This is a genomic window from Modestobacter sp. SYSU DS0290 (assembly GCF_054050955.1).
In genome coordinates, this window is record NZ_JBJHAI010000034.1 from 1 (window position 1) to 20,812 (window position 20,812).

At 73.7% G+C, this 20,812-nt stretch carries 19 protein-coding genes; 4 read left to right on the top strand and 15 right to left on the bottom strand.

What is annotated here, in order from left to right; genetic code table 11:
* Nucleotides 1-309 precede the first annotated feature (309 nt).
* Entirely contained in the window at nucleotides 310-813 is a 504-nt protein-coding gene (locus tag ACI795_RS18800) for a hypothetical protein (RefSeq protein ID WP_457077150.1), read from the top strand.
* 222 nt (nucleotides 814-1,035) lie between these two features.
* On the opposite strand, the gene ACI795_RS18805 is transcribed toward ACI795_RS18800, so the two are convergent.
* The 6 genes from ACI795_RS18805 to ACI795_RS18830 all read right to left on the bottom strand — a co-directional run bounded on the left by ACI795_RS18805 (nucleotide 1,036) and on the right by ACI795_RS18830 (nucleotide 7,232).
* Nucleotides 1,036-1,851: a sulfurtransferase gene (locus ACI795_RS18805; RefSeq protein ID WP_457077152.1), complete on the bottom strand. Its 816-nt coding sequence runs from the start codon at nucleotides 1,849-1,851 to the stop codon at nucleotides 1,036-1,038.
* Nucleotides 1,848-2,315: an SgcJ/EcaC family oxidoreductase gene (locus tag ACI795_RS18810; RefSeq protein WP_457077154.1), complete on the bottom strand. Its 468-nt coding sequence runs from the start codon at nucleotides 2,313-2,315 to the stop codon at nucleotides 1,848-1,850. Before ACI795_RS18810 ends, ACI795_RS18805 begins: the two co-directional genes overlap by 4 nt.
* 50 nt (nucleotides 2,316-2,365) lie before the next feature.
* Nucleotides 2,366-4,258, bottom strand: coding sequence for an ABC transporter ATP-binding protein (locus tag ACI795_RS18815; RefSeq protein WP_457077156.1), 1,893 nt, complete (start codon nucleotides 4,256-4,258; stop codon nucleotides 2,366-2,368).
* Nucleotides 4,259-4,328: 70 nt separating this feature from the next.
* Nucleotides 4,329-5,117, bottom strand: a complete 789-nt coding sequence (locus ACI795_RS18820) for an enoyl-CoA hydratase/isomerase family protein (RefSeq protein ID WP_457077158.1) — start codon at nucleotides 5,115-5,117, stop codon at nucleotides 4,329-4,331.
* Nucleotides 5,114-5,344 carry a helix-turn-helix domain-containing protein gene (locus ACI795_RS18825; RefSeq protein ID WP_457077160.1) on the bottom strand — a complete coding sequence of 77 codons (231 nt, stop codon included), beginning with the start codon at nucleotides 5,342-5,344 and terminating at the stop codon, nucleotides 5,114-5,116. Before ACI795_RS18825 ends, ACI795_RS18820 begins: the two co-directional genes overlap by 4 nt.
* A gap of 286 nt (nucleotides 5,345-5,630) precedes the next feature.
* Nucleotides 5,631-7,232 (bottom strand): ABC-F family ATP-binding cassette domain-containing protein, encoded by a 1,602-nt coding sequence (locus ACI795_RS18830; RefSeq protein ID WP_457077162.1) that lies wholly within the window; start codon nucleotides 7,230-7,232, stop codon nucleotides 5,631-5,633.
* Nucleotides 7,233-7,378: 146 nt separating this feature from the next.
* Between ACI795_RS18830 and ACI795_RS18835 the strand changes: the two genes are divergently transcribed.
* Together ACI795_RS18835 and ACI795_RS18840 are read left to right on the top strand one after the other, a co-directional pair.
* Nucleotides 7,379-9,214: an SCO7613 C-terminal domain-containing membrane protein gene (locus ACI795_RS18835; protein WP_457077164.1), complete on the top strand. Its 1,836-nt coding sequence runs from the start codon at nucleotides 7,379-7,381 to the stop codon at nucleotides 9,212-9,214.
* A gap of 70 nt (nucleotides 9,215-9,284) precedes the next feature.
* Nucleotides 9,285-9,734 (top strand): hypothetical protein, encoded by a 450-nt coding sequence (locus tag ACI795_RS18840; RefSeq protein ID WP_457077166.1) that lies wholly within the window; start codon nucleotides 9,285-9,287, stop codon nucleotides 9,732-9,734.
* Nucleotides 9,735-9,797: 63 nt separating this feature from the next.
* On the opposite strand, the gene ACI795_RS18845 is transcribed toward ACI795_RS18840, so the two are convergent.
* The 9 genes from ACI795_RS18845 to ACI795_RS18885 all read right to left on the bottom strand — a co-directional run bounded on the left by ACI795_RS18845 (nucleotide 9,798) and on the right by ACI795_RS18885 (nucleotide 19,485).
* Nucleotides 9,798-10,175, bottom strand: coding sequence for a metal-sulfur cluster assembly factor (locus ACI795_RS18845; RefSeq protein WP_457077168.1), 378 nt, complete (start codon nucleotides 10,173-10,175; stop codon nucleotides 9,798-9,800).
* Nucleotides 10,172-10,642 (bottom strand): Fe-S cluster assembly sulfur transfer protein SufU, encoded by a 471-nt coding sequence (gene sufU, locus ACI795_RS18850; RefSeq protein ID WP_457077170.1) that lies wholly within the window; start codon nucleotides 10,640-10,642, stop codon nucleotides 10,172-10,174. The genes ACI795_RS18845 and sufU overlap by 4 nt, the downstream gene beginning before the upstream one ends.
* The gene (locus tag ACI795_RS18855) at nucleotides 10,642-11,982 is read right to left on the bottom strand and encodes a cysteine desulfurase (RefSeq protein ID WP_457077172.1); all 1,341 of its coding nucleotides are present in this window, start codon (nucleotides 11,980-11,982) and stop codon (nucleotides 10,642-10,644) included. The genes sufU and ACI795_RS18855 overlap by 1 nt, the downstream gene beginning before the upstream one ends.
* Complete coding sequence (sufC, locus tag ACI795_RS18860; protein WP_457077174.1) at nucleotides 11,979-12,812, bottom strand: Fe-S cluster assembly ATPase SufC; 834 nt, start codon at nucleotides 12,810-12,812, stop codon at nucleotides 11,979-11,981. Before sufC ends, ACI795_RS18855 begins: the two co-directional genes overlap by 4 nt.
* A gap of 19 nt (nucleotides 12,813-12,831) precedes the next feature.
* A complete protein-coding gene (locus tag ACI795_RS18865) occupies nucleotides 12,832-13,173 on the bottom strand; it encodes a non-heme iron oxygenase ferredoxin subunit (protein ID WP_457064266.1) in 342 nt (113 codons plus the stop codon).
* A 1-nt stretch (nucleotide 13,174) separates the two neighbouring features.
* Nucleotides 13,175-14,524 carry a Fe-S cluster assembly protein SufD gene (gene sufD, locus ACI795_RS18870; RefSeq protein WP_457077176.1) on the bottom strand — a complete coding sequence of 450 codons (1,350 nt, stop codon included), beginning with the start codon at nucleotides 14,522-14,524 and terminating at the stop codon, nucleotides 13,175-13,177.
* Complete coding sequence (sufB, locus tag ACI795_RS18875) at nucleotides 14,524-15,966, bottom strand: Fe-S cluster assembly protein SufB (protein WP_457077178.1); 1,443 nt, start codon at nucleotides 15,964-15,966, stop codon at nucleotides 14,524-14,526. The genes sufD and sufB overlap by 1 nt, the downstream gene beginning before the upstream one ends.
* The gene (locus ACI795_RS18880) at nucleotides 15,963-16,748 is read right to left on the bottom strand and encodes a helix-turn-helix transcriptional regulator (RefSeq protein WP_457077180.1); all 786 of its coding nucleotides are present in this window, start codon (nucleotides 16,746-16,748) and stop codon (nucleotides 15,963-15,965) included. Before ACI795_RS18880 ends, sufB begins: the two co-directional genes overlap by 4 nt.
* A gap of 184 nt (nucleotides 16,749-16,932) precedes the next feature.
* On the bottom strand, nucleotides 16,933-19,485 hold the full coding sequence (locus ACI795_RS18885) for an ATP-dependent Clp protease ATP-binding subunit (RefSeq protein ID WP_457077183.1): 2,553 nt from the start codon (nucleotides 19,483-19,485) through the stop codon (nucleotides 16,933-16,935).
* Nucleotides 19,486-19,656: 171 nt separating this feature from the next.
* Here ACI795_RS18885 and ACI795_RS18890 point away from each other — a divergent pair, with 171 nt between their 5' ends.
* On the top strand, nucleotides 19,657-20,583 hold the full coding sequence (locus ACI795_RS18890) for a COX15/CtaA family protein (protein WP_457077185.1): 927 nt from the start codon (nucleotides 19,657-19,659) through the stop codon (nucleotides 20,581-20,583).
* Nucleotides 20,584-20,812: the final 229 nt, after the last annotated feature.

Here is a 20,812-nt window from a genome sequence, read left to right on the forward strand (position 1 = left end):
CCCCCCCCCCCCCCCCCCCCCCCCCCCCCCCCCCCCCCCCCCCCCCCCCCCCCCCCCCCCCCCCCCCCCCCCCCCCCCCCCCCCCCCCCCCCCCCCCCCCCCCCCCCCCCCCCACCCCGAACACGGGTCTCGCTGGAAGTGGTGATCCCTTCGACGGCCCGTGCAGGAACCTGCTGTTCAGGCCGATGCGATGGGGTGCCCGTGAACGGCGGGGCAGTCGCCTGTGGGAAGGGGACGCACCGCCACCCGAGATGGTGACCCACGGCTGCTACGGACGACCACACGCCCCCCGAGCTGGAGGACCGCACCATGCCCTCGCCCCGCACCCGTCTGCTCGTCCTCGTCGCCGCCGGCGTTGTCGTCCTCGGCACCGCCGCCTGCAGCTCGGACACCGCACCGATCGATGGCCGCGCCGCGGCGACGACCAGCTCCGCCGCCCCCAACAGCTCGGCAGAGATCAGCGACAGCACCTCCGCCACGGGCACCAGCTCCGCAGGCGACGTGTGCGTCGACCAGTTCGGCGAGACCTGGCCGGGTGCTCCCGACCCCAGTGTCGTGCACTACGACGACACCACCGGCCTCATGTGGATGGACGAGTGCGGCAACTCCTACGGCCATGACGGCAAGCTCGTGCAGACCCCCGACGGCGTGTGCGTCAACGGCCTCGCGCCCGGGTTCGAGGACCAGCCCGAGCGCAACGTCTGCTTCGACCCGTCCCTCGTCCCCGGTCCCGGTGACCTACCGGGCGCCGAGCTGAACGTCGGCGTCGACGACGGCGTCCTGCACGGCGAGATCAGCACGTCCGGCGGGTAGACCCAGTAGTGCCACAGCTGGCGTCGACCTCCCCCTCACCGACAGGGCAGATCAGCCGCACGACGGTCATCGTCGCCGCGCCCGTGGGCGTCGACCTGCGCCGCGGCCTCGTCGCCGTCCCCGGGCTGGATTCGCCGGTCGTGAGCACGGTGATCTTCTGCCCGCCGATCGGTCGGTCCCGTCCGGTCGCCGACCTGGTGCGGGTGGCCACCCGGCGGTGGGTCAGGAACCGGTGGCCACCGGGCGGGTGGGGTCGTTCGACCACTGGGACCACGAGCCCGGCCACAGCGCCGCCTCGATCCCGGCGTGGGCCAGCGCGGCGACCTCGTGCGCGGCGGTGATCCCGGAGCCGCAGTAGACCCCGACCGGCGCCCCCGGCACGGCGCCGACCTGGGCGAACCGCTCCCTCAGTACAGCGGCTGCAAGGAACCGGCCGTCCGGGCCGACGTTCGCCGTGGTCGGGGCACTGACGGCACCGGGCACGTGGCCGGCGCGGGGGTCGATCGGCTCGACCTCGCCGCGGAAGCGCTCCCCGGCTCGGGCGTCGAGCAGCACCCCGTCTCCGGGCAGCGCCGCCGCCTCGTCGATGGTGAGCACCGGCATCCCACCACCGGTGAGGGTGACGTCGCCCGGCACCGGGACGGGCCCGGTCTCGAGCGGGCAGCCGGCCGCGGTCCACGCCGCCAGCCCGCCGTCGAGCAGGGTGACCTCGGTCAGGCCCGCCCAGCGCAGCAGCCACCAGGCCCGGGCGGCGGCCAGCCCCGGTCCGGCGTCGTAGACGACGACCCGCGAGCCGGCGGAAATGCCCCACCGCCGGGCGGCTGACTGCAGTGACTGCACCGAGGGCAGCGGGTGACGGCCGGCGGCGGGCGACGGCGGCGCGGACAACTCGGTGTCCAGGTCGACGAAGACCGCTCCCGGCAGGTGGCCGGCCAGGTACTCGTCCCGGCCGGTGTCCGACCCCAGCTGCCAGCGGACGTCGAGCAGCACCGGCGCGGGACCGCGCAGCAGGTCGGCGACCGACGTCAGCACGGTCACGAGCCGCCTCCCTGCCGGGCCGCCTCCAGCTCCGCGGTCAGGGCGGCGATCACGTCGGCCCGGCCGCCGTAGCGGGCCGGGGTGCTCTGCAGCACCGCGATCCGCCAGCGGCCGGCCTCCTCGGAGGCGACCAGGGAGTGCACGGTGTGCAGCGCCGGCTCCAGGGCGGTCGCCCCGGGCGGGACCATGCCCGCGACCGCGTACAGCACCGCCATGTGGTCGCTCAACGGGCGCAGCGAGCGGACGATCCCGACGAACGTCGGCGTCGCCCGCTCGGCGAACAGCCGCCGCATGTCCGAGGCGATCTGCAGGCGGCCGCTGTGGATCGTGCCGTCGAGCTCGATGAGATCGCCGTCGTCGGCGAAGACCGAGGAGACCGTGGCGCCGCTGCGCTGGTTCCACCCGGCCAGGAAGCGGGCGTAGAGAGCCCGGATCTGGGTGTCGTGGGGATGGCCTGCGCTCAACGCTCAACTCCTGGGACGTGGTGCTGGTGGTTCAGGAGTGACGCTAGTCGTCAGCCGACCTCGACGGCTCGCGGCGTGCCGTCGGCGAACTGGGTCCGGTACAGGTCGGCGTAGTGGCCACCGGCCGCGAGCAGCTCCTCGTGGGTGCCGCGCTGGACGATCCGGCCGTCGTCGACCACCAGGATCTGGTCGGCGTTCCGGATGGTCGACAACCGGTGCGCGATCACCAGCGACGTCCGGCCGGCCAACGCGGTGTCCAGCGCGTGCTGGACGGCGACCTCCGACTCGCTGTCCAGGTGCGCGGTCGCCTCGTCCAGGATCACGATGCCCGGCGCCTTGAGCAGCACCCGGGCGATCGCCAGCCGCTGCTTCTCCCCACCCGACATCCGGTACCCGCGGTCGCCGACCACGGTGTCCAGCCCGTCGGGGAGCGAGTGCACCAGCGCCGCGATCCGCGCCCCGGTGAGCGCCGACCACAGCTCCTCCTCGGTCGCGTCGGGCTTGGCGTACCGCAGGTTGGCGCCGATGGTGTCGTGGAACAGGTGCGCGTCCTGGCTGACCACGCCGATGGCGTCGCGCAGCGAGTCGCTGGTGGCCTGCCGGACGTCGACGCCGCCCACCCGCACCGCCCCGCCGGTGACGTCGTAGAGGCGCGACACCAGCGCCGCGATCGTCGACTTGCCCGCCCCGGAGCTGCCCACCAGGGCGACCAGCTGCCCCGGCTCGGCCCGGAAGGAGACCTCGTGCAGCACGTCGGCCGACGCGCCGTGCTCGGGGACGGCGACGTCCTCCAGCGACGCCAGCGACACCTCCGAGCCGGCCGGGTAGTGGAAGGACACCCGGTCGAACTCGACCGAGCGGTCGCCGGCGGGCACCGGCACTGCGTCCGGCGCCTCGGCGACCATCGGCTGCAGGTCGAGCACCTCGAACACCCGGTCGAAGCTGACCAGCGCGCTCATCACGTCGACCCGCACGTTGGCCAGCGCGGTCAGCGGGCCGTAGAGCCGGGTGAGCAGCAGGGCGAGGGCGACGACGTCACCGGCGGAGAGCGAGCCGGTGAACGCCAGCCACCCGCCCAGCCCGTAGACGAGGGCAGTGGCCAGCGCGGCCACCAGGGTGAGCGCGGTGAAGAACGCCCGGCCGTACATCGCCGACAGCACGCCGATGTCCCGCACCCGGGCCGCGCGGCCGCGGAATGCCTCCGCCTCGACCTCGGGCCGGCCGAACAGCTTGACCAGCAGCGCCCCGGCGACGTTGAACCGCTCGGTCATCGTGGCGTTCATCGACGCGTTCAGCCCGTAGGACTCCCGGGTGATCGACTGCAACCGCTTCCCGACCCGCTGGGCGGGGACGACGAACAGCGGCACCATCGCGATCGACAGCAGGGTGATCTGCCAGGAGAGGGTCAGCATCACCCCGGCGGTGAGCACCAGGGCGATCACGTTGGACACGATGCCGGACAGCGTGGAGGTGAACGCCCGCTGGGCGCCGATCACGTCGTTGTTCAGCCGGCTGACCAGCGCACCGGTCTGCGAGCGGGTGAAGAAGGCGACCGGCATCCGCTGCACGTGGCCGAACACCCGGCTGCGCAGGTCGTAGATGACGCCCTCGCCGATCCGGGCGGAGTACCAGCGCTGGGCCAGCGAGCTGCCGGCGTCCAGCACGGCCAGGCCGGCGATGACCAGCGCGATCCGGACGACGCCGGCGGCGGTGCCGTCCAGCCCGGCGATCCGGTTGACGATGTCGCCGGCCAGCAGCGGGGTGACCACCCCGATCACCGAGGAGAAGACCACCAGGGACAGGAAGGCGATCAGCTCACGCCGGTACGGCCCGGCGATGGCGAGGATGCGCCGCACCGTGCCCTTCGGGATCTCCCGGGCGGTGACGGAGGAGTCCCGGCTGAACGACCGCATCGCGGCCATGGAGGTCATCGAGCCGTCCACCGCGGCACCGCCTTCCGTGCTGTGACGGCGTGATCATGCGGGGCAACAGGCGCCCGGGTGAGCTTGTTCCTCAGCGGCCGGCGAGGGCGCGGAGCCGGCGCACCTGGGCGGCCCGTTCGGCGGCGTCCTGCGCCTCCGGCCCGTTGCGGACCGCCGAGCGCAGCAGCGCCAGCGTCTCCCGCGCGGCCCCGGCGGCCGGCGCCAGCAGGGCCGCGACCAGCTCTCCCACCGTCGCGTCCAGCTCCCCGGCCGGGACGGCGAGGTTGGCCAGGCCGACGGCGACCGCCTCGGCCGCGCCCACCGCCCGCCCGGTCAGGCAGATCTCCACCGCCCGGCTGTAGCCGACCAGCTCGACCAGGGTGCTCGTGCCGGTGAGGTCGGGCACCAGCCCCAGGCTCGCCTCGGGCAGGCGCAGCTGCGCGTCCTCGGTGACCACCCGCAGGTCGCAGGCGAGCGCCAGCTGCGCGCCGGCACCGATCGCGTGCCCCTGCACCGCGGCAACCGAGACGATCCCGGGCGACCGCAGCCAGCGGAACCCCGCCTGGTAGCCGCGGATCCGCTCCTGGGCCAGCTCGGCGGGCAGCGCCGCGAGCTCGCCGAGTCCGCCGCCGGAGGTCGCCGCCGGGTCGAACAGGCTCCGGTCCAGCCCGGCGGAGAAGGACCGCCCGGCGCCCCGGACGACGACCACCCGCACGTCGTCGTCCAGCGACTCCCCCACCGCGCGCAGCGCCGCCCAGGTGGCCGGTGTCTGCGCGTTGAGCTGGTCGGCGCGGTCGAGCGTGACGGTGAGGACGGCGCCGTTCCGCGCCGTCCGCACCCATCCGTCGGCGTCGGCCCCGGGTGCCGGGGCCGACGTCACGCAGACTTCTTCGCGTTCCGGTTGGCGCCACCGCGGCCACGCAGCGTGGCCCCCGACTCCGAGAGCAGCCGGTGCACGAACCCGTAGGAGCGGTTGGTCGAGCTGGCCAGCGACCGGATGCTCTCCCCGCCGTCGTACCGGGCGCGCAGCTCGTCGGCGAGCGAGTTCCGGTCGTCGCCGGTGATCCGCTTGCCCTTGGTCAGGTCCGCAGTGCTCGAGTCGGCCATGACTCCCCTCCGTGTCAGGGGTCCGCCGACGCAGTCGGTGGTTCCCGCTGATCCCCCGGCGCCGTGTCCCGGTGACCTCGGCGTCCCAGAACCGATGATCACCCACCCGGCGGAGGTCGGCCACCGCAACAAGACCGCGCACGGCCGAGTTCGGCGGCGCCGCAGGTCAGCGCCGCGTGGGCCCGGCTGACGAGGGGTGGGCCGTTACGCGAGCGAGACCAGGACCTGAAGGCGCGCCGCGATCCGCTCCTCGGTCGCTGGCGCTCCCTGCGATGCTCCCGCGGCGTCAGGCCAGCGAGACCAGGTCGGCCAGGTCCTCGCTCCAGGTGTCCTCGGTGCCGTCCGGCAGGATGATCACCTTGTCCGGGTTCAGCGCCCGGACCGCGCCCTCGTCGTGCGTCACGAGCACGATCGCGCCGCCGTAGGTGCGCAGCGCCTCGAGCACCTGCTCCCGGCTGGCCGGGTCGAGGTTGTTGGTCGGCTCGTCGAGCAGCAGCACGTTGGCGCCGGAGACGACCAGGGTGGCCATCGCCAGCCGGGTGCGCTCACCGCCGGAGAGCGTGCCGGTGCGCTGGTCGACCGCGTCGCCGGAGAAGAGGAAGGCGCCGAGGATCCGGCGCAGCTCGGTGTCGGTGCTGTCCGGGGCGGAGGACCGCATGTTCTCCAGCAGCGTGCGGTCCATGTCCAGCGTCTCGTGCTCCTGGGCGTAGTAGCCCACCCGGAGCCCGTGCCCGGCCTTGACCTCGCCGGTGTCGGGTGTCTCGGTGCCGGCGAGCATCCGCAGCAGGGTGGTCTTGCCCGCGCCGTTGAAGCCCAGCACGACCACCCGGGTGCCGCGGTCGATGGCCAGGTCGACGCCGGTGAAGATCTCCAGCGAGCCGTAGGTCTTGCTGATCCCCTCGGCCGTCAGCGGGGTCTTCCCGCAGGCGGCGGGGGTCGGGAAGCGCAGCTTGGCGACCTTGTCCTGCACCCGCACCTCGGCCAGGCCCGCGGCCAGCCGGGCCGCGCGCTTGTCCATGCTCTGCGCGGCCTTGGCCTTGGTCGCCTTGGCGCGCATCTTGTCCGCCTGGCTGGTCAGCGCGTCGATCTTCTTCTCGGCGTTGGCGCGCTCGGACTTGCGGCGGCGCTCGTCGGTCTCCCGGGCGTCCAGGTACCGCTTCCAGCCGAGGTTGTAGACGTCGACGGTGGCCCGGTTGGCGTCCAGGTGCCAGACCTTGTTGACCACGGCCTCCAGCAGCTCGACGTCGTGGCTGATCACCACCAGACCGGCCCGGTGGCTGGCCAGGTACCCCTTGAGCCAGGTGATCGAGTCGGCGTCGAGGTGGTTGGTCGGCTCGTCGAGCAGCAGCGTGTCGGCGTCGGAGAAGAGGATCCGGGCCAGCTCCACCCGGCGGCGCTGGCCACCGGAGAGGGTGCGCAGCGGCTGGGCCAGGATCCGGTCCGGGAGGCCGAGGTTCGAGCAGATCCGCGCGGCGTCGGACTCGGCGGCGTACCCGCCCATCGCGGCGAACTGGTCCTCCAGCCGGCCGTAGCGGCGCACCGCGCGGTCGCGCTCGGCGTCGTCGGCGGGCTCGGCCATCGCGACCTGCGCCTTGGTCAGCTGCGCCTTGAGGACGTCGAGCCCGCGGCCGGAGAGCACCCGGTCGCTGGCGGTGATGTCCAGGTCGCCGCTGCGGGGGTCCTGCGGGAGGTACCCGAGCTCACCGGTCACCTCGACCTTGCCGGCGTGCGGGACGCGCTCCCCGGCGAGGGTGGTGAGGGTGGTGGTCTTGCCGGCACCGTTGCGCCCGACCAGCCCGATGCGGTCACCGGGCTGGACCCGCAGATCGGCGTCGCTGATGAGGATCCGGGCGCCGGCGCGCAGCTCGAGGCCGGTCGTCGTGATCACTGATGCCATGGTAGGCGCTCGACCGCCATCGGCCGACCCCTTTCCCGGGTGACCTCCGCGTCACTCACCCCACCTGCCTCACCCCGCGGGCGGGCCGACGCGGCCGTAGCGTGGCCGCGAGAGACGCCAGCGGGAGGAGGACCACCGTGCCGAGGCCGGAGGTCGACTACCCACCCCCGCTGGGCCGGCCGCTCCCGCCACCGTCCGCGCCGGCGGAGCGGGGCAGCGGCGACGTCGCCCCCCAGCAGGTGCTCCTCGGGGCCGGCGCGGTCGCCGTGGTCGCCGCGGGCGCCGCGTCACTCACCGACGCCGGGTCGGTCCCGGGCCTGCTGGTGGTCACCCTGCTGACCGTCGCCGCGACCCTGGGCTCGCTGCGGGCCGGCCGCCGGGGTCTGCGCAGCAGCGAGGAGGCGCTCGCCTCCGCCGCGGTGGTGCTCGCCGCGGTGGGTGCGTGGTCGGCCGGGGATGGCCCCGGCGGCCCGACCGCGGTCCTGCTCGCCCTGCTCGCCGCGGTGTTCGCCGTCCTCGGCTTGATCGGCCGGACGACGCTGACCTGGCCGATCGCCGCCTGGGGCGCCGCCCAGGGAGCCGTGCTCAGCGGGCTGACCGGCTCCGGGCTGTCCCTGGCCCCGCACGCCTCCGCCGTGCTGGCCACCGCTGTCGCGGGGATGGCGGTCACGTTCGCCGCCCGCCGGGCGGTCGCGGTGGTCACCCTGGTGACGGCGGCCGCCTGGTGGGCGACCGGCGTCGTCGAGGGCTCCGCGCTGGTCTGGACGACGGACTCGGTCACCACCGCCCTGGCGCCGTCGGCACTGATGCTGCTGGCGGCCGGCGCGCTGCTCGCCCTGCGCCGCCGGCGGACCCTGCGGTCGCTGCTCGGCCCCCGGGCGGCGGTGCCGGTGCTCGCCGGGCTGGTGGCCGGGGCCGCCGTCGCCGGGCTGCTGCAGGCCACCGGGGTGGTCGGGGTGCTGGCCAGCGGGTACCTGGGCCTGGCGCTCGCGGCGGTGATCGGCGCGGTGGCCTCCCCCGAGCCGTCGGCCCTGCTCCGCCCCACGGGGCTGGCCACCGCCGGGGTGCTCACCGGAACGGCCGTCGTGCAGCTGCTCGACTCGGGGCACTGGTCGGCGCTCGCCGCGCTGCTCGCCGTCGCCGCCGTCCCGGCGGTGGTGGTCGCCGCCCGGCAGCCGACCGACCGCCCCGGGGCGCTGCCGGTCGCGGTGGGCTGCCTGGCCGCGGCCGTGCTCCTGGCCGAGGCCGACGGCAGCCTCGGGTCCACCCCGGCCGGTCAGCTGCTCGTGCTGCTGAGCCTGCTCGCCCTGGGCAGCGCCACCGCGCTGCGCGGGCACCGCTCGGAGCTGCCGCTGACCTGGTCGGCTGCCGCGGTGGCCGCCGTCGGGGTGGTGCACCTGGCCCGCATCGGGCACCTGTCCGGTCTGGCCGTCGGGCTGGCCGTGGTCGGCGCGGGCTTCACCGCCTCCGGCACGGTCACCGACCGGTCCCCTGTCCGGGCCGGTGGGTGTGCCGCACTGGTCGGCGCGGCGTGGTTGGCGGCCGCGGAGGCCGGCACCGGCGTGCCGGAGGCCTACACGCTGCCGGCCGCGACGGTGCTGTGGCTGTACTCAGGGCGACGGCTGGCCACCGGCGCCTCCTGGCCCGCCTGGGGGCCGGGGCTGGTCGTGGCCTTCGTCCCGTCGGTCTGGCTGGCGATCACCGAGCCCGAGGTGCTGCGGCTCGTGCTGGTGGTGCTGGCCGCGACGGTGGTCGCGGTGGCCGGGAGCCGATGGCAGGTGCAGGCTCCGCTGGTGACGGGCGCGGCCTCGCTGACCGCGGTGGCCCTGGGCCGGGTGGTCGCCCACCTGCCGCTGACCGGTCTGCTCGCGGTGGGTACGGCGGGCGCCGTCCTGCTCGCCGCCGGCGCGGTCTACGAGGAGCGGCGGGCGAAGGCCCGGGCGGCCCTGGCTCGCGTCGCCGACCTGCGCTGACGCCAGTCGCTACAGCGACTGCACGCACGGTCCGGGCCGATGCGATCGCGCGATGGGTCATGCTGGCCGGGTGGACCCGCGGGGACGGACCTGCGCCGCTGTGCTGATCGCCGTGGTGGCGGCCGGCATCAGCGCCTGCGGCGGAGCGGACTCACCCTTCCTCGGTGTGTGGGAGGACGACGAGGGGCCGCTCAGCCAGGAGGAGCTGCACCTGTACCGCGGCGAGGAGCACTGCGAGTGGGAACAGGCCCTCTTCCTGCGCATGGCCTGGCCGCCGGGCACGGGTGAGCGGCTCCAGTTCGTCCGGGATCCCGAGGGAGTCGTCTCCCCCGCCCTCGCGGCCGCGTTCGACGGCGGGGCGACCGTGCCCGGCGACGCGGTCCCGACCGGCTTCGGCAACGAGGAGGGCATGGAGCTCTGGCTGCCGCCCGGCGACGACCCGCGCTCGGCCTACCTGGTGGCCGACTCCGGCGCGGTGGAGGCGTGGCCGCTGGCCGAGCCGCCCGTGGGCTGCGACTGACCCCGGACGGGATGAGGGCCCGCACCCCTCAGGGGTGCGGGCCCTCATCGGGACGCGGTGCGGTCAGACCCGGAAGCCCAGGGCCCGCAGCTGCTCGCGGCCGTCGTCGGTGATCTTGTCCGGGCCCCACGGCGGCATCCAGACCCAGTTGATCCGGATGTCGTCGACCAGGCCGGGGCCGGGGCCGCCGGTCAGCGCCTGGCGGGCCTGGTCCTCGATGACGTCGGTCAGCGGGCAGGCCGCCGAGGTCAGCGTCATGTCGATGATGGCCACGTTGGACTCGGTGTCGACGTCGAGGCCGTAGACGAGGCCCAGGTCGACCACGTTGACACCCAGCTCGGGGTCGACGACGTCGCGCATGGCCTCCTCGACGTCCTCCAGCAGCGCGGACTTGCCGCCGTAGATGCCCTCGGCCGGAGCCGGCTCGGTGGTCTCGCTCATCGGTTCACTCCCTCGGTCGGGGCTGCGGACAGCGCGCGGGCGCTCGCGTCCTTCAGCGCCATCCAGCTCATCAGCGCGCACTTGACCCGCGCCGGGTACTTGGAGACGCCGGCGAACGCGATGGCGTCCTCCAGCTCGTCCTCCAGCTGCTCGGCCACGGCCGAGTCGCCCTTGCTCTGCATCAGCGTCATGAAGTGCTCGCCGGTGGCCAGTGCCTCGGGCACCGGCTTGCCGAGCACCAGGTCGTACATGGCCGACACCGACGCCTGGCTGATCGAGCAGCCCATCCCCTCGTAGGAGACGTCGGCGATGGTGTCGCCCTCGAGGTGCACCCGCAGGGTCACCTCGTCACCGCACGTCGGGTTGACGTGGTGCACCTCGGCGTCGAACGGGTCGCGCAGACCGCGCCCGTGCGGGTTCCGGTAGTGGTCCAGGATGATGTCCTGGTACATCGACTCCAGCTGCATCAGCTCGCCGCTCCCTCGTTGCTCTCGGAGGGTGCAACGCCGAAGAAGCGCTGGGCTTCCCGGACGGCGTCGACGAGCGCGTCGACGTCGTCGTAGCCGGTGTGCACGTAGAAGGTGGCGCGGGTGGTGGCCGGCACGCCGTAACGGCGGACCACCGGCCAGGCGCAGTGGTGGCCCACCCGTACCTCGACGCCGAGGTCGTCGAGGACCTGCCCGACGTCGTGCGGGTGGATGCCCTCGACGGTGAAGCTGATCGCCCCGCCCCGGGCGACCGTGTCCGGCGGGCCGATCACGGTGACGCCGGGGATCGCCTGCAGCTGCGCCAGGGCGTACTCGGTGAGCGCCTCCTCGTGCGCCAGCACCTTGTCCATGCCCAGCCGCTCGAGGTACTCCACGGCGGCACCGAGGCCGATGACCTGCGCGGTCATCGGGACGCCGGCCTCGAAGCGCTGCGGCGGGGGCATGAACGTGCTGCCCTCCATCCGCACGACCTCGATCATCGAGCCGCCGGTGAGGAAGGGCGGCAGCGCGTCGAGCACCTCGTACCGCCCCCACAGCACGCCGACGCCGGTGGGGCCGAGCATCTTGTGTCCGGAGAACACCAGGAAGTCCGCGCCGAGGGCGGTGACGTCGACCGGCTGGTGCGGCACCGACTGGGCGCCGTCCACCAGCACCAGGGCGCCGACCTCGTGCGCCCGGGCGATGATCCCCTCGAGCGGGTTGATCGTGCCGAGGATGTTCGACTGCTGGGTGACCGCGACCAGCTTGGTCCGCTCGTTGACCACGGTGTCGAGGTCGGCGAGGTCCAACCGGCCGTCGTCGGTGAGCCCGAGCCAGCGCAGGGTCGCCCCGGTGCGCTCGCACAGCTGCTGCCAGGGCAGCAGGTTGGCGTGGTGCTCCATCTCGGTGACGACGATCTCGTCGCCCTGCCCGACGGCGTACCGGCGGAACTCCGGCTCCTTCGCCGTCGCCGCGTTGCTCAGCGCATAGGCGACCAGGTTGATCGACTCGGTGCTGTTGCGGGTGAAGACGACCTCGCGCTCGGGGGCGCCGATGAAGGCGGCCACCTTCGCCCGCGCCGCCTCGTAGAGGCCGGTGGCCTCCTCGGCGAGCTGGTGCGCGCCGCGGTGCGGGGCGGCGTTGTGGTTCTCGTAGAAGTCACGCTCGGCGTCGAGCACCGAGCGCGGCTTCTGCGACGTCGCCCCGGAGTCGAGGTAGACCAGCCGGCGCCCGTCGCGCACCGTGCGGGACAGGATCGGGAAGTCCGCCCGGATCGCCTCGACGTCCAGCGGCAGGGGCAGCTTCTGCGCCCCGGCGGGACGCGAGGCGGTCTGGGTCATGACTGCTGGGCCTCCGCTGCGGCCTGCTCGTTGGAGTCCTTGACGTAGGCGGCGTAGCCCTCGTTCTCCAGCTTCTCGGCCAGCTCCGGGCCGCCCTCCTCGACGACCCGGCCGGCGACGAAGACGTGCACGAAGTCGGGCTTGATGTAGCGCAGGATCCGCGTGTAGTGCGTGATCAGCAGGACGCCGACCGGGCTGTCGGCCTTGGCCCGGTTGACACCCTCGGAGACGATCCGCAGCGCGTCGACGTCCAGGCCGGAGTCGGTCTCGTCGAGAATGGCCATCTTCGGCTTGAGCAGACGCATCTGCAGGATCTCGTGGCGCTTCTTCTCACCGCCGGAGAAGCCCTCGTTGACGTTGCGCTCGGCGAACGCCGAGTCCATCTCGAGGTTCTCCATCTCGGTGCGCACGTCCTTGACCCAGGTGCGCAGCTTCGGCGCCTGGCCGGTGACGGCGGTGGCCGCGGTGCGGAGGAAGTTCGACACCGACACGCCGGGGACCTCGACCGGGTACTGCATGGCCAGGAACAGGCCGGCCCGGGCGCGCTCGTCGACGCTCATCGCGAGGACGTCCTCGCCGTCGAGGGTCACCGTGCCACCGGTGATCGTGTACTTGGGGTGCCCGGCGATCGAGTAGGCCAGGGTCGACTTGCCCGACCCGTTGGGGCCCATGATCGCGTGGGTCTCGCCGCCGCGGACGGTCAGGTCGACGCCGCGGAGGATCTCCTTGGCCTCGGCACCCTCGCCGACGGTGACGTGCAGGTCGCGGATCTCGAGCACGCTGCCGGCCTGCAGGCCGGTGGCGGACGGGGTCGCGGTGGGGCTGGTCACGGGTGTTCTCGCTCCTTGGTCAGTTGGCCGCGGCGAGGGGGGCGTCGACGTCGATCAGGACGTCGTCGCCCTCCACCCGGACCGGGTAGACGGGGACCGGCTCGGTGGCCGGCAGGTTGGTGGGCTGACCGGTGCGCAGGTCGAAGCAGGAGCCGTGCAGCGCGCACTCGATGGTGGGTGCGCCGTCGACCTCCTCGATGTCACCCTCGGTCAGCGGGATGTCGGCGTGGGAGCAGCGGTCCTCGATGGCGAACAGCTCACCGTCGAAGTCCACGACCGCCACGTCGACGTCGGCCAGCTCGATCCGCAGTGCGCCGTCCTCGGGCACCTCGGACCGGCCGCAGACGCGCGCGAAGGCCATCTCAGGCCACCTCGACCGGCTGGTCGTCCAGGTCGGGCAGGGCACCGAGGCGCCGCTCGATGGTGCCCATCAGCCGGTCCTGCAGCTCGGGCAGGCCGATCTGCTGGACGACGTCGGCGAAGAAGCCGCGGACCACCAGACGGCGGGCGGTCTCGGCGTCGATGCCGCGGGAGCAGAGGTAGAACAGCTGCTCGTCGTCGAACCGGCCGGTGGCGCTGGCGTGGCCGGCGCCGACGATCTCACCGGTCTCGATCTCCAGGTTCGGCACCGAGTCGGCGCGGGCGCCGTCGGTGAGCACCAGGTTGCGGTTGAGCTCGTAGGTGTCGGTGCCGGTGGCCGCGGGGCGGATCCGGACGTCGCCGACCCACACGGTGTGCGCCTTCTCCCCCTGCAGGCCGCCCTTGTAGACGACGTTGCTGGAGCAGTTGGGCGTCGCGTGGTCGACCCAGAGCCGGTGCTCCTGGTGCTGGGTCTCGTCGGCGAAGTAGACCCCGAGCATGTCGACCGAGCCGCCGGGGCCGGCGTACTGCACGTTGTTCACCAGCCGGACGAGGTCACCGCCGAGGGTCACCGCGACCTGCTTGAGGCTGGCGTCCCGGCCGATGACGGAGTCGTACTGCGCGCCGTGCACCGCGCCCGGGGCCCAGTCCTGCACCGAGACGACGGTGACCTGCGCCCCGTCGCCGAGCAGGAAGGAGACGCTGCCGGCGTAGCGGGCCAGACCGCTGTGGTCCAGCACCACGGTGGCCTGCGCGAACGCGCCGACCTCGACGACCAGCTGGCCCCACACGACCTCGTCGGTACCGTTCCCGGCCAGGCCGAGGGTGACCGGGCGGTCGAGCACGGCCTCCTTGGCGATCCGGACGACGGCCGCGCCACCGCTGCGCTGGCGGGTGAGCGCCGCGAGCCGGTCGACCGGCTCGGGCAGGCCCTTGAGCAGCGGGTCGTCGGCCTCGACGCGGGTCAGCTCGACGCCCTCGGGGAGGTCGGTCGACCAGGTCAGCTGCGCCTCCGACGGCGCGCCGTCCAGCAGCGGGCGGATGCGGCGCATCGGGGTGAAGCGCCACTCCTCCTCCCGGCCGGTCACGACGCCGAAGGCGTCGGGGTCGGTGGAGGTGAACCGCTCCGCCGGCGAACCGGTCGGGGCCGGGCCGCCGTGCGAGTGCGACCCGGGGGGCGTGTCGCCGGCGGAGCCGGTGCCGGCCGCCGGGGTGGTCGGCGGACCGGCCTGCGCACCCACGCCGGGCGCGAAGAGCTCCCCGGCTAGCTGCGAGGTCTCGGCCGCCGCCAGCGCCTCGGGCCCGAGCTCGTCGGCGGTGGTCGTGGTGTTGTTCGTGTCGGGGCTCGACATCAGCCGACGGCACCTTCCATCTGCAGCTCGATCAGGCGGTTCAGCTCGAGGGCGTACTCCATCGGCAGCTCCCGGGCGATCGGCTCGACGAAGCCGCGCACGACCATCGCCATCGCCTCGTCCTCGGACAGACCGCGGCTCATCAGGTAGAAGAGCTGGTCCTCGCTGACCCGGGAGACGGTCGCCTCGTGGCCCATCGCGACGTCGTCCTCGCGCACGTCGACGTAGGGGTACGTGTCCGACCGGCTGATCGTGTCGACCAGCAGCGCGTCGCACTTCACCGTCGACTTGGAGCCGTAGGCGCCCTCGTCGACCTGCACCAGGCCGCGGTAGGAGGTGCGGCCGCCGCCCCGGGCCACCGACTTCGACACGATGGTCGAGGAGGTGTGCGGTGCGGCGTGCACCATCTTGGCGCCGGCGTCCTGGTGCTGGCCCTCGCCGGCGAAGGCGATGGACATGACCTCGCCCTTGGCGTGCTCGCCGGTCATCCACACGGCCGGGTACTTCATCGTCACCTTGGAGCCGATGTTGCCGTCGACCCACTCCATGGTCGCGCCCTCGTGGGCCACGGCCCGCTTGGTGACCAGGTTGTAGACGTTGTTCGACCAGTTCTGGATGGTCGTGTACCGGCAGCGCGCGTTCTTCTTCACGATGATCTCGACGACCGCGGAGTGCAGCGAGTCGGTCTTGTAGATCGGCGCGGTGCAGCCCTCGACGTAGTGCACGTAGGCGCCCTCGTCGATGATCATGAGGGTCCGCTCGAACTGGCCCATGTTCTCGGTGTTGATCCGGAAGTAGGCCTGCAGCGGGATCTCCACGTGCACGCCCGGCGGCACGTAGATGAAGGAGCCACCGGACCACACGGCGGTGTTCAGCGCGGCGAACTTGTTGTCCCCGGAGGGGATCACCGAGCCGAAGTACTCGCGGAACAGGTCCGGGTGCTCGCGCAGCGCCGTGTCGGTGTCCAGGAACAGGACACCCTGCTCCTCGAGGTCCTCCCGGATCTTGTGGTAGACGACCTCGGACTCGTACTGCGCCGCGACGCCGGCGACCAGCCGCTGCTTCTCCGCCTCGGGGATGCCCAGCTTGTCGTAGGTGTTCTTGATGTCGTCGGGCAGCTCGTCCCAGGTGGTGGCCTGGGCCTCGGTGGAGCGCACGAAGTACTTGATGTTCTGGAAGTCGATGCCGGAGAGGTCCGAGCCCCAGTCGGGCATGGGCTTCTTGCCGAAGATCTTCAGCGCCTTGAGCCGGCGCTCGAGCATCCACTCGGGCTCGTTCTTGCGGCGCGAGATGTCGCGGACGACGTCCTCGTTGATGCCACGGGTGGCCGAGGCGCCGGCGGTGTCGGCGTCGGCCCAGCCGTACTTGTAGCGGCCGAGCGCGTCGATCGTCTCGTCCTGCGTCATCGGTGCACTGGTCACCGGCTGCTGGGTGCTGGTCATGCGGGGGTCCTCTCCCGGTCGATCGAGGGGGTGGATCGAGTGCTGGCGCCAGCCGTCCCGGCTGCGGCGCGACCAGCAGGTACAGGGCGTGCCGGGGTGGCTTTGTTCCCGCCGCGCTGGGTGGCTGCTGTGGTTCGGGCGGGGTCCTGGGGTGGACGGGCGGGTATGTGGGTCGTGCAGACGCCGTCCCCGTGGGCGATGGTGGCCAGCCGCTGCACGTGGGTGCCGACCAACCGGCTGATCACCGCCGTCTCAGCCTCGCACAGCTGCGGGAACTCGGCGGCCACGTGGGCCACCGGGCAGTGGTGCTGGCAGAGCTGCTCGCCAGTGGAGGCGCCGGCCCCGCCCAGGGACAGCGCCAGGGCGGCGTAGCCCTCGGTGGTGAGCGCGGCGGCGACCACCTCGGCCCGGTCCACCGGCCCGGCGGCGTCCCGCTGCGCCTGCTCGACGGCGGCGGAGCAGCGCTCCTCCAGCCCGGCGAGCTGCTGCTCGGCGACCTCCCGCACCGCCTCGGGGCCACCGGAAGCGGCGACGAAGCGCAGCGCGGTGAGCGCCAGGTCGTCGTAGGCGTGCGGGAACGACGCCCGGCCGGCCTCGGTGAGGGCGAACCGGCGGGCCGGGCGACCACGACCCCGGCGCCCTGCGGGCGCCTCGCGCTCGGTGACGCGCCCGGCGGCCAGCAGGCCGTCCAGGTGCCGGCGGACGGCGGCCGGGGAGATCCCCAACCGGGCGGCCAGCTCGGCGGCCGACTGCGGGCCGTGCTCGAGCAGTAGCGCGCTCACCCGGTTGCGGGTGCGCCCGTCCTCGCCCGCGGACGACCCCGACCCAGCCGACGACGCGGCCCCGGCGCCGGCCGGAGCCGGGGTCGGGACACGGGTCGCAACGGATTCCACAACACGATTGTGTGCTTAATCGGGAGGCCCGCAAGCAAGGTCGCCCTTACCTGCGGGCCTCCCGAGAGGCGGGTCACACCCCGGCCGTGGCCTCGCTCTCAGCCGCGGCCACGGTGTTCGGCTCGACGTCGGCGACGGCGAAGTCCAGCGCGCCGTCCACCACACCGACCCGGACCCGCTGACCGGCGCCCAGCTGGCCACCGAGCAGCATCCGGGACAGCTGGTTGTCCACGTCCCGCTGGATCGCGCGGCGCAGCGGCCGGGCACCGAACTGCCGCTCGAACCCACGCTCGGCCAGCCAGGAGACCGCCTCCGGGGTCACCTCGATGGCGATGTCCTGGGCGCTGAGCCGGCGCCGGGTCTCGTCCAGCAGCAGGTCGGTGATCCGGGCCAGCTGCTCGGCCTCCAGCTGACGGAAGACGACGATCTCGTCGATCCGGTTGAGGAACTCCGGCCGGAAGGCGTCCTTCAGCCGCCGCAGCACCGCGTCGCGCACGTCGTTGCGGCCACCCTCGTTGCCGGTGAACCCCAGCGGGCCGGCGTTGTTGACGATCGCCTCCGACCCCAGGTTGCTGGTCATGACCACCACCGTGTTGGTGAAGTCGACCGTCCGCCCCTGGGAGTCGGTGAGCCGGCCGTCGTCCAGCAGCTGCAGCAGCGTGTTGAACACGTCCGGGTGCGCCTTCTCGACCTCGTCGAAGAGCACCACCGAGTAGGGCCGGCGGCGGACCGCCTCGGTGAGCTGGCCGGCGTCCTCGTAGCCCACGTAGCCGGGGGGCGAGCCCACCAGCCGGCTGACCGTGTGCCGCTCCTGGAACTCGCTCATGTCCAGCCGGATCATCCGGTCGGAGTCACCGAACAGCGCCTCCGCCAGCGCCCGGGCCAGCTCGGTCTTGCCGACGCCGGTCGGGCCGAGGAACAGGAAGCTGCCGATCGGCCGGTCCGGGTCGCCCAGGCCGGCGCGCGAACGCCGGATGGCCTCGGCGACCACCCCGACCGCCTCGTCCTGCCCGATGACCCGCTCGTGCAGCACGTCCTCCAGCCGCAGCAGCCGGTCGCGCTCCTCCTCGGTGAGCTGGGACACCGGCACGCCCGTCGCCCGGGAGACCACCTCGGCGATCTCCGGCACGCCCACCTCCGGGATCCCGGCGCCCCCGCCGGAGCGGGCCCGCTCCAGCTCGGCCTGCGCCGCCTGGCACTCGTCCCGCAGCGAGGAGGCCCGCTCGTACTGCTCGGCTGCGACGGCCTGGTCCTTCTCCCGCTGCAGCTCCTGGACGCGCTGCTCCAGCGCACGCAGGTCCGTGGTCGGCCGCCGCACCCGCAGCCGGGTGCGGGCGCCGGCCTGGTCGATCAGGTCGATCGCCTTGTCCGGCAGGTGCCGGTCGGTGACGTACCGGTCGGACAGCTCCGCAGCGGCGACCAGCGCCTCGTCGGTGAACCGCACCTGGTGGTGCGCCTCGTACCGGTCGCGCAGCCCGCGCAGGATCTCGACGGTGTCCAGCACGCTGGGCTCGGGCACCAGGACCGGCTGGAAGCGCCGCTCCAGGGCCGGGTCCTTCTCGATGCTGCGCCGGTACTCGTCCAGCGTCGTGGCGCCGACGATGTGCAGCTCACCGCGGGCCAGGGCCGGCTTCAGCATGTTGCCCGCACCCGCCGAGCCCTCCGAGCCGCCGGCCGCCACGACGGTGTGCAGCTCGTCGATGAAGACGATCACCTCGTCGCTGTGCTCGCGGATCTCGTCCATCACCTTCTTCAGCCGCTCCTCGAAGTCACCGCGGTAGCGGGTGCCGGCGACCAGGCCGGTCAGGTCCAGCTCGACCAGCCGGCGGTCGCGCAGCGACTCCGGGACGTCGCCGTCCACGATCTGCAGGGCGATGCCCTCCACGATCGCGGTCTTGCCGACGCCGGCCTCGCCGATGAGCACCGGGTTGTTCTTGTTCCGCCGGGAGAGCACCTCGATGGTCTGCTCGATCTCCTGGGCTCGGCCGATGACCGGGTCGATCCTCCCGTCCCGGGCCAGCGCGGTGAGGTCGCGGCCGTACTCGTCGAGGGTGGGGGTGTTCGACGGCGGCTGCTCTCCCCCACCGGCACCGCCGGCCGGGACGGGCCCGCCCGCCGCCGCCTGCTGCAGGCCCTCGGGGGTCACCCGGGCGCTCCCCAGCACCCGGCCCGCGCCGGACTCCGGGTTCAGGGACAGCGCGAACAGCAGGTGCTCGGGGCCGATGTAGGTGGAGCCGCTGGCGCGGGAGACCTGGTGCGCGTCCAGCAGCGCCCGCTTCGCCGCCGGGGTCAGCGCCGGCGGCTGCCCGGTCGGCTCACCGCTCCGCAGCTGCGCTGCCAGGGCGTCCCGCAGGCCGTCGGCGTCCGCGCCGCTGCGGGCCAGCAGGGTGCGGGTGGGCTCGTGCCCGGCCAGGGCCCACAGCAGGTGGGCGGTGTCCAGGTCGGGGCTGCCCCACTCGGCGGCCTGGTGCGCCGCCGCGGAGACCACCTCGCGGGAGTGGGAGCTCAGCAGCTGGGTGATGTCCACCCGCTGCATCCCGCGGCGTGCCCCGGGGCCGAGGAACGCCTGGAAGAAGTCGTCGAAGGGGCTGCCGCCGAAGGGACCGCCCGGGAAACCGCTGCTCATCTGTCGATGGCCGCCTCTCGTGTCGATGTGGCGGTGCTCACCTACCCGCACCTGGCGCTCTGCACCTCGACGGCCTGATCAGCGGTCGGCCGGGGTGACGGGGCAGGCGGGGCACCGGCGGGCCGTTCGAGCCGGGCCGGTGGGGGCACCGACACGGATAGCATCGGGAGCGTGTCAGTTCTTCCCTCGCGGGTGCGCAACTCGACGGTCTCCCGGCTGGCGCTGGCCAGCGTCGTCGCCAACGGCCTGATCGTGCTCACCGGCGGGATCGTCCGGCTGACGGGCTCGGGCCTGGGCTGCCCCACCTGGCCCCGGTGCACCGAGGACAGCTTCACCACGACCCCGGAGCTCGCCGCCCACGGCGTCATCGAGTTCGGCAACCGCCTGCTGACCTTCGTGCTGGTGGCGATCGCGGCCGCCACCCTGATCGCCGTCTTCCGGTCCAGCCGCCGTGACCTGCGACGGCTGGCCGTACTGGGCTTCCTGGGCATCCCCGCGCAGGGGGTGGTCGGTGGGATCACCGTGCTCACGGGCCTGAACCCCTACACGGTCGCGGCGCACTTCCTCGTGTCGATCGTCCTCGTGGCGCTCACCACCACGCTGTGGCTGCGGTCCCGGGAGCCCGGCGTCGGCCAGCTCGTCGTGCGCCGTCCGTTCGCTCTGCTGGTGCACGGCGTCGCCGCCGTCACCGGACTGGTGCTGGTCCTGGGCACGGTGGTCACCGGCAGCGGCCCGCACAGCGGTGACCCGGAGGCCGGCCGGACCGGCTTCGACCCGGCGCTGATGAGCCAGCTGCACGCCGACGCCGTCTTCCTGCTGATCGGCCTGACCGTCGCGCTGCTCGTGGCGCTGTACGCCACCGACTCCCCGGGCCGGGTGCGGCGCGCTGCCCGCGACCTGCTGATCGTGGAGCTGCTGCAGGGCGTCGTCGGCTACGTCCAGTACTTCACCCAGCTGCCGATCGTGCTGGTGCTGCTGCACATGGCCGGCGCGGTGCTCATCACCGGCTACGTTGCGCGCCTGGTCTGGGCGGTCCGCGGCCCGGCGTCGGAGCTGCCCGTCGAGGCCGCCCCCGCCCGCGAGGCCGCCACCCGCTGACTGCTGCGGCCCGGCGCCCGGGGGTGCCGGGCGATGTGCGCCTGGTGCCCGGGGTGCCGGGCGATGTGCGCCTGGTGCCCATCTCCCCGGCGCAACGAGCACCCAGCGCACAGCGCTCGGGCGGGTGCGGGTCCCCGGCGAGCCAGGGCTGAGACACCGGGGCCGCCCCCGCCGTCCTGGCTCGCGGTGGTTGCTCCTGGCTCACCGCGCACCGTGAGCCAGGAGCAAC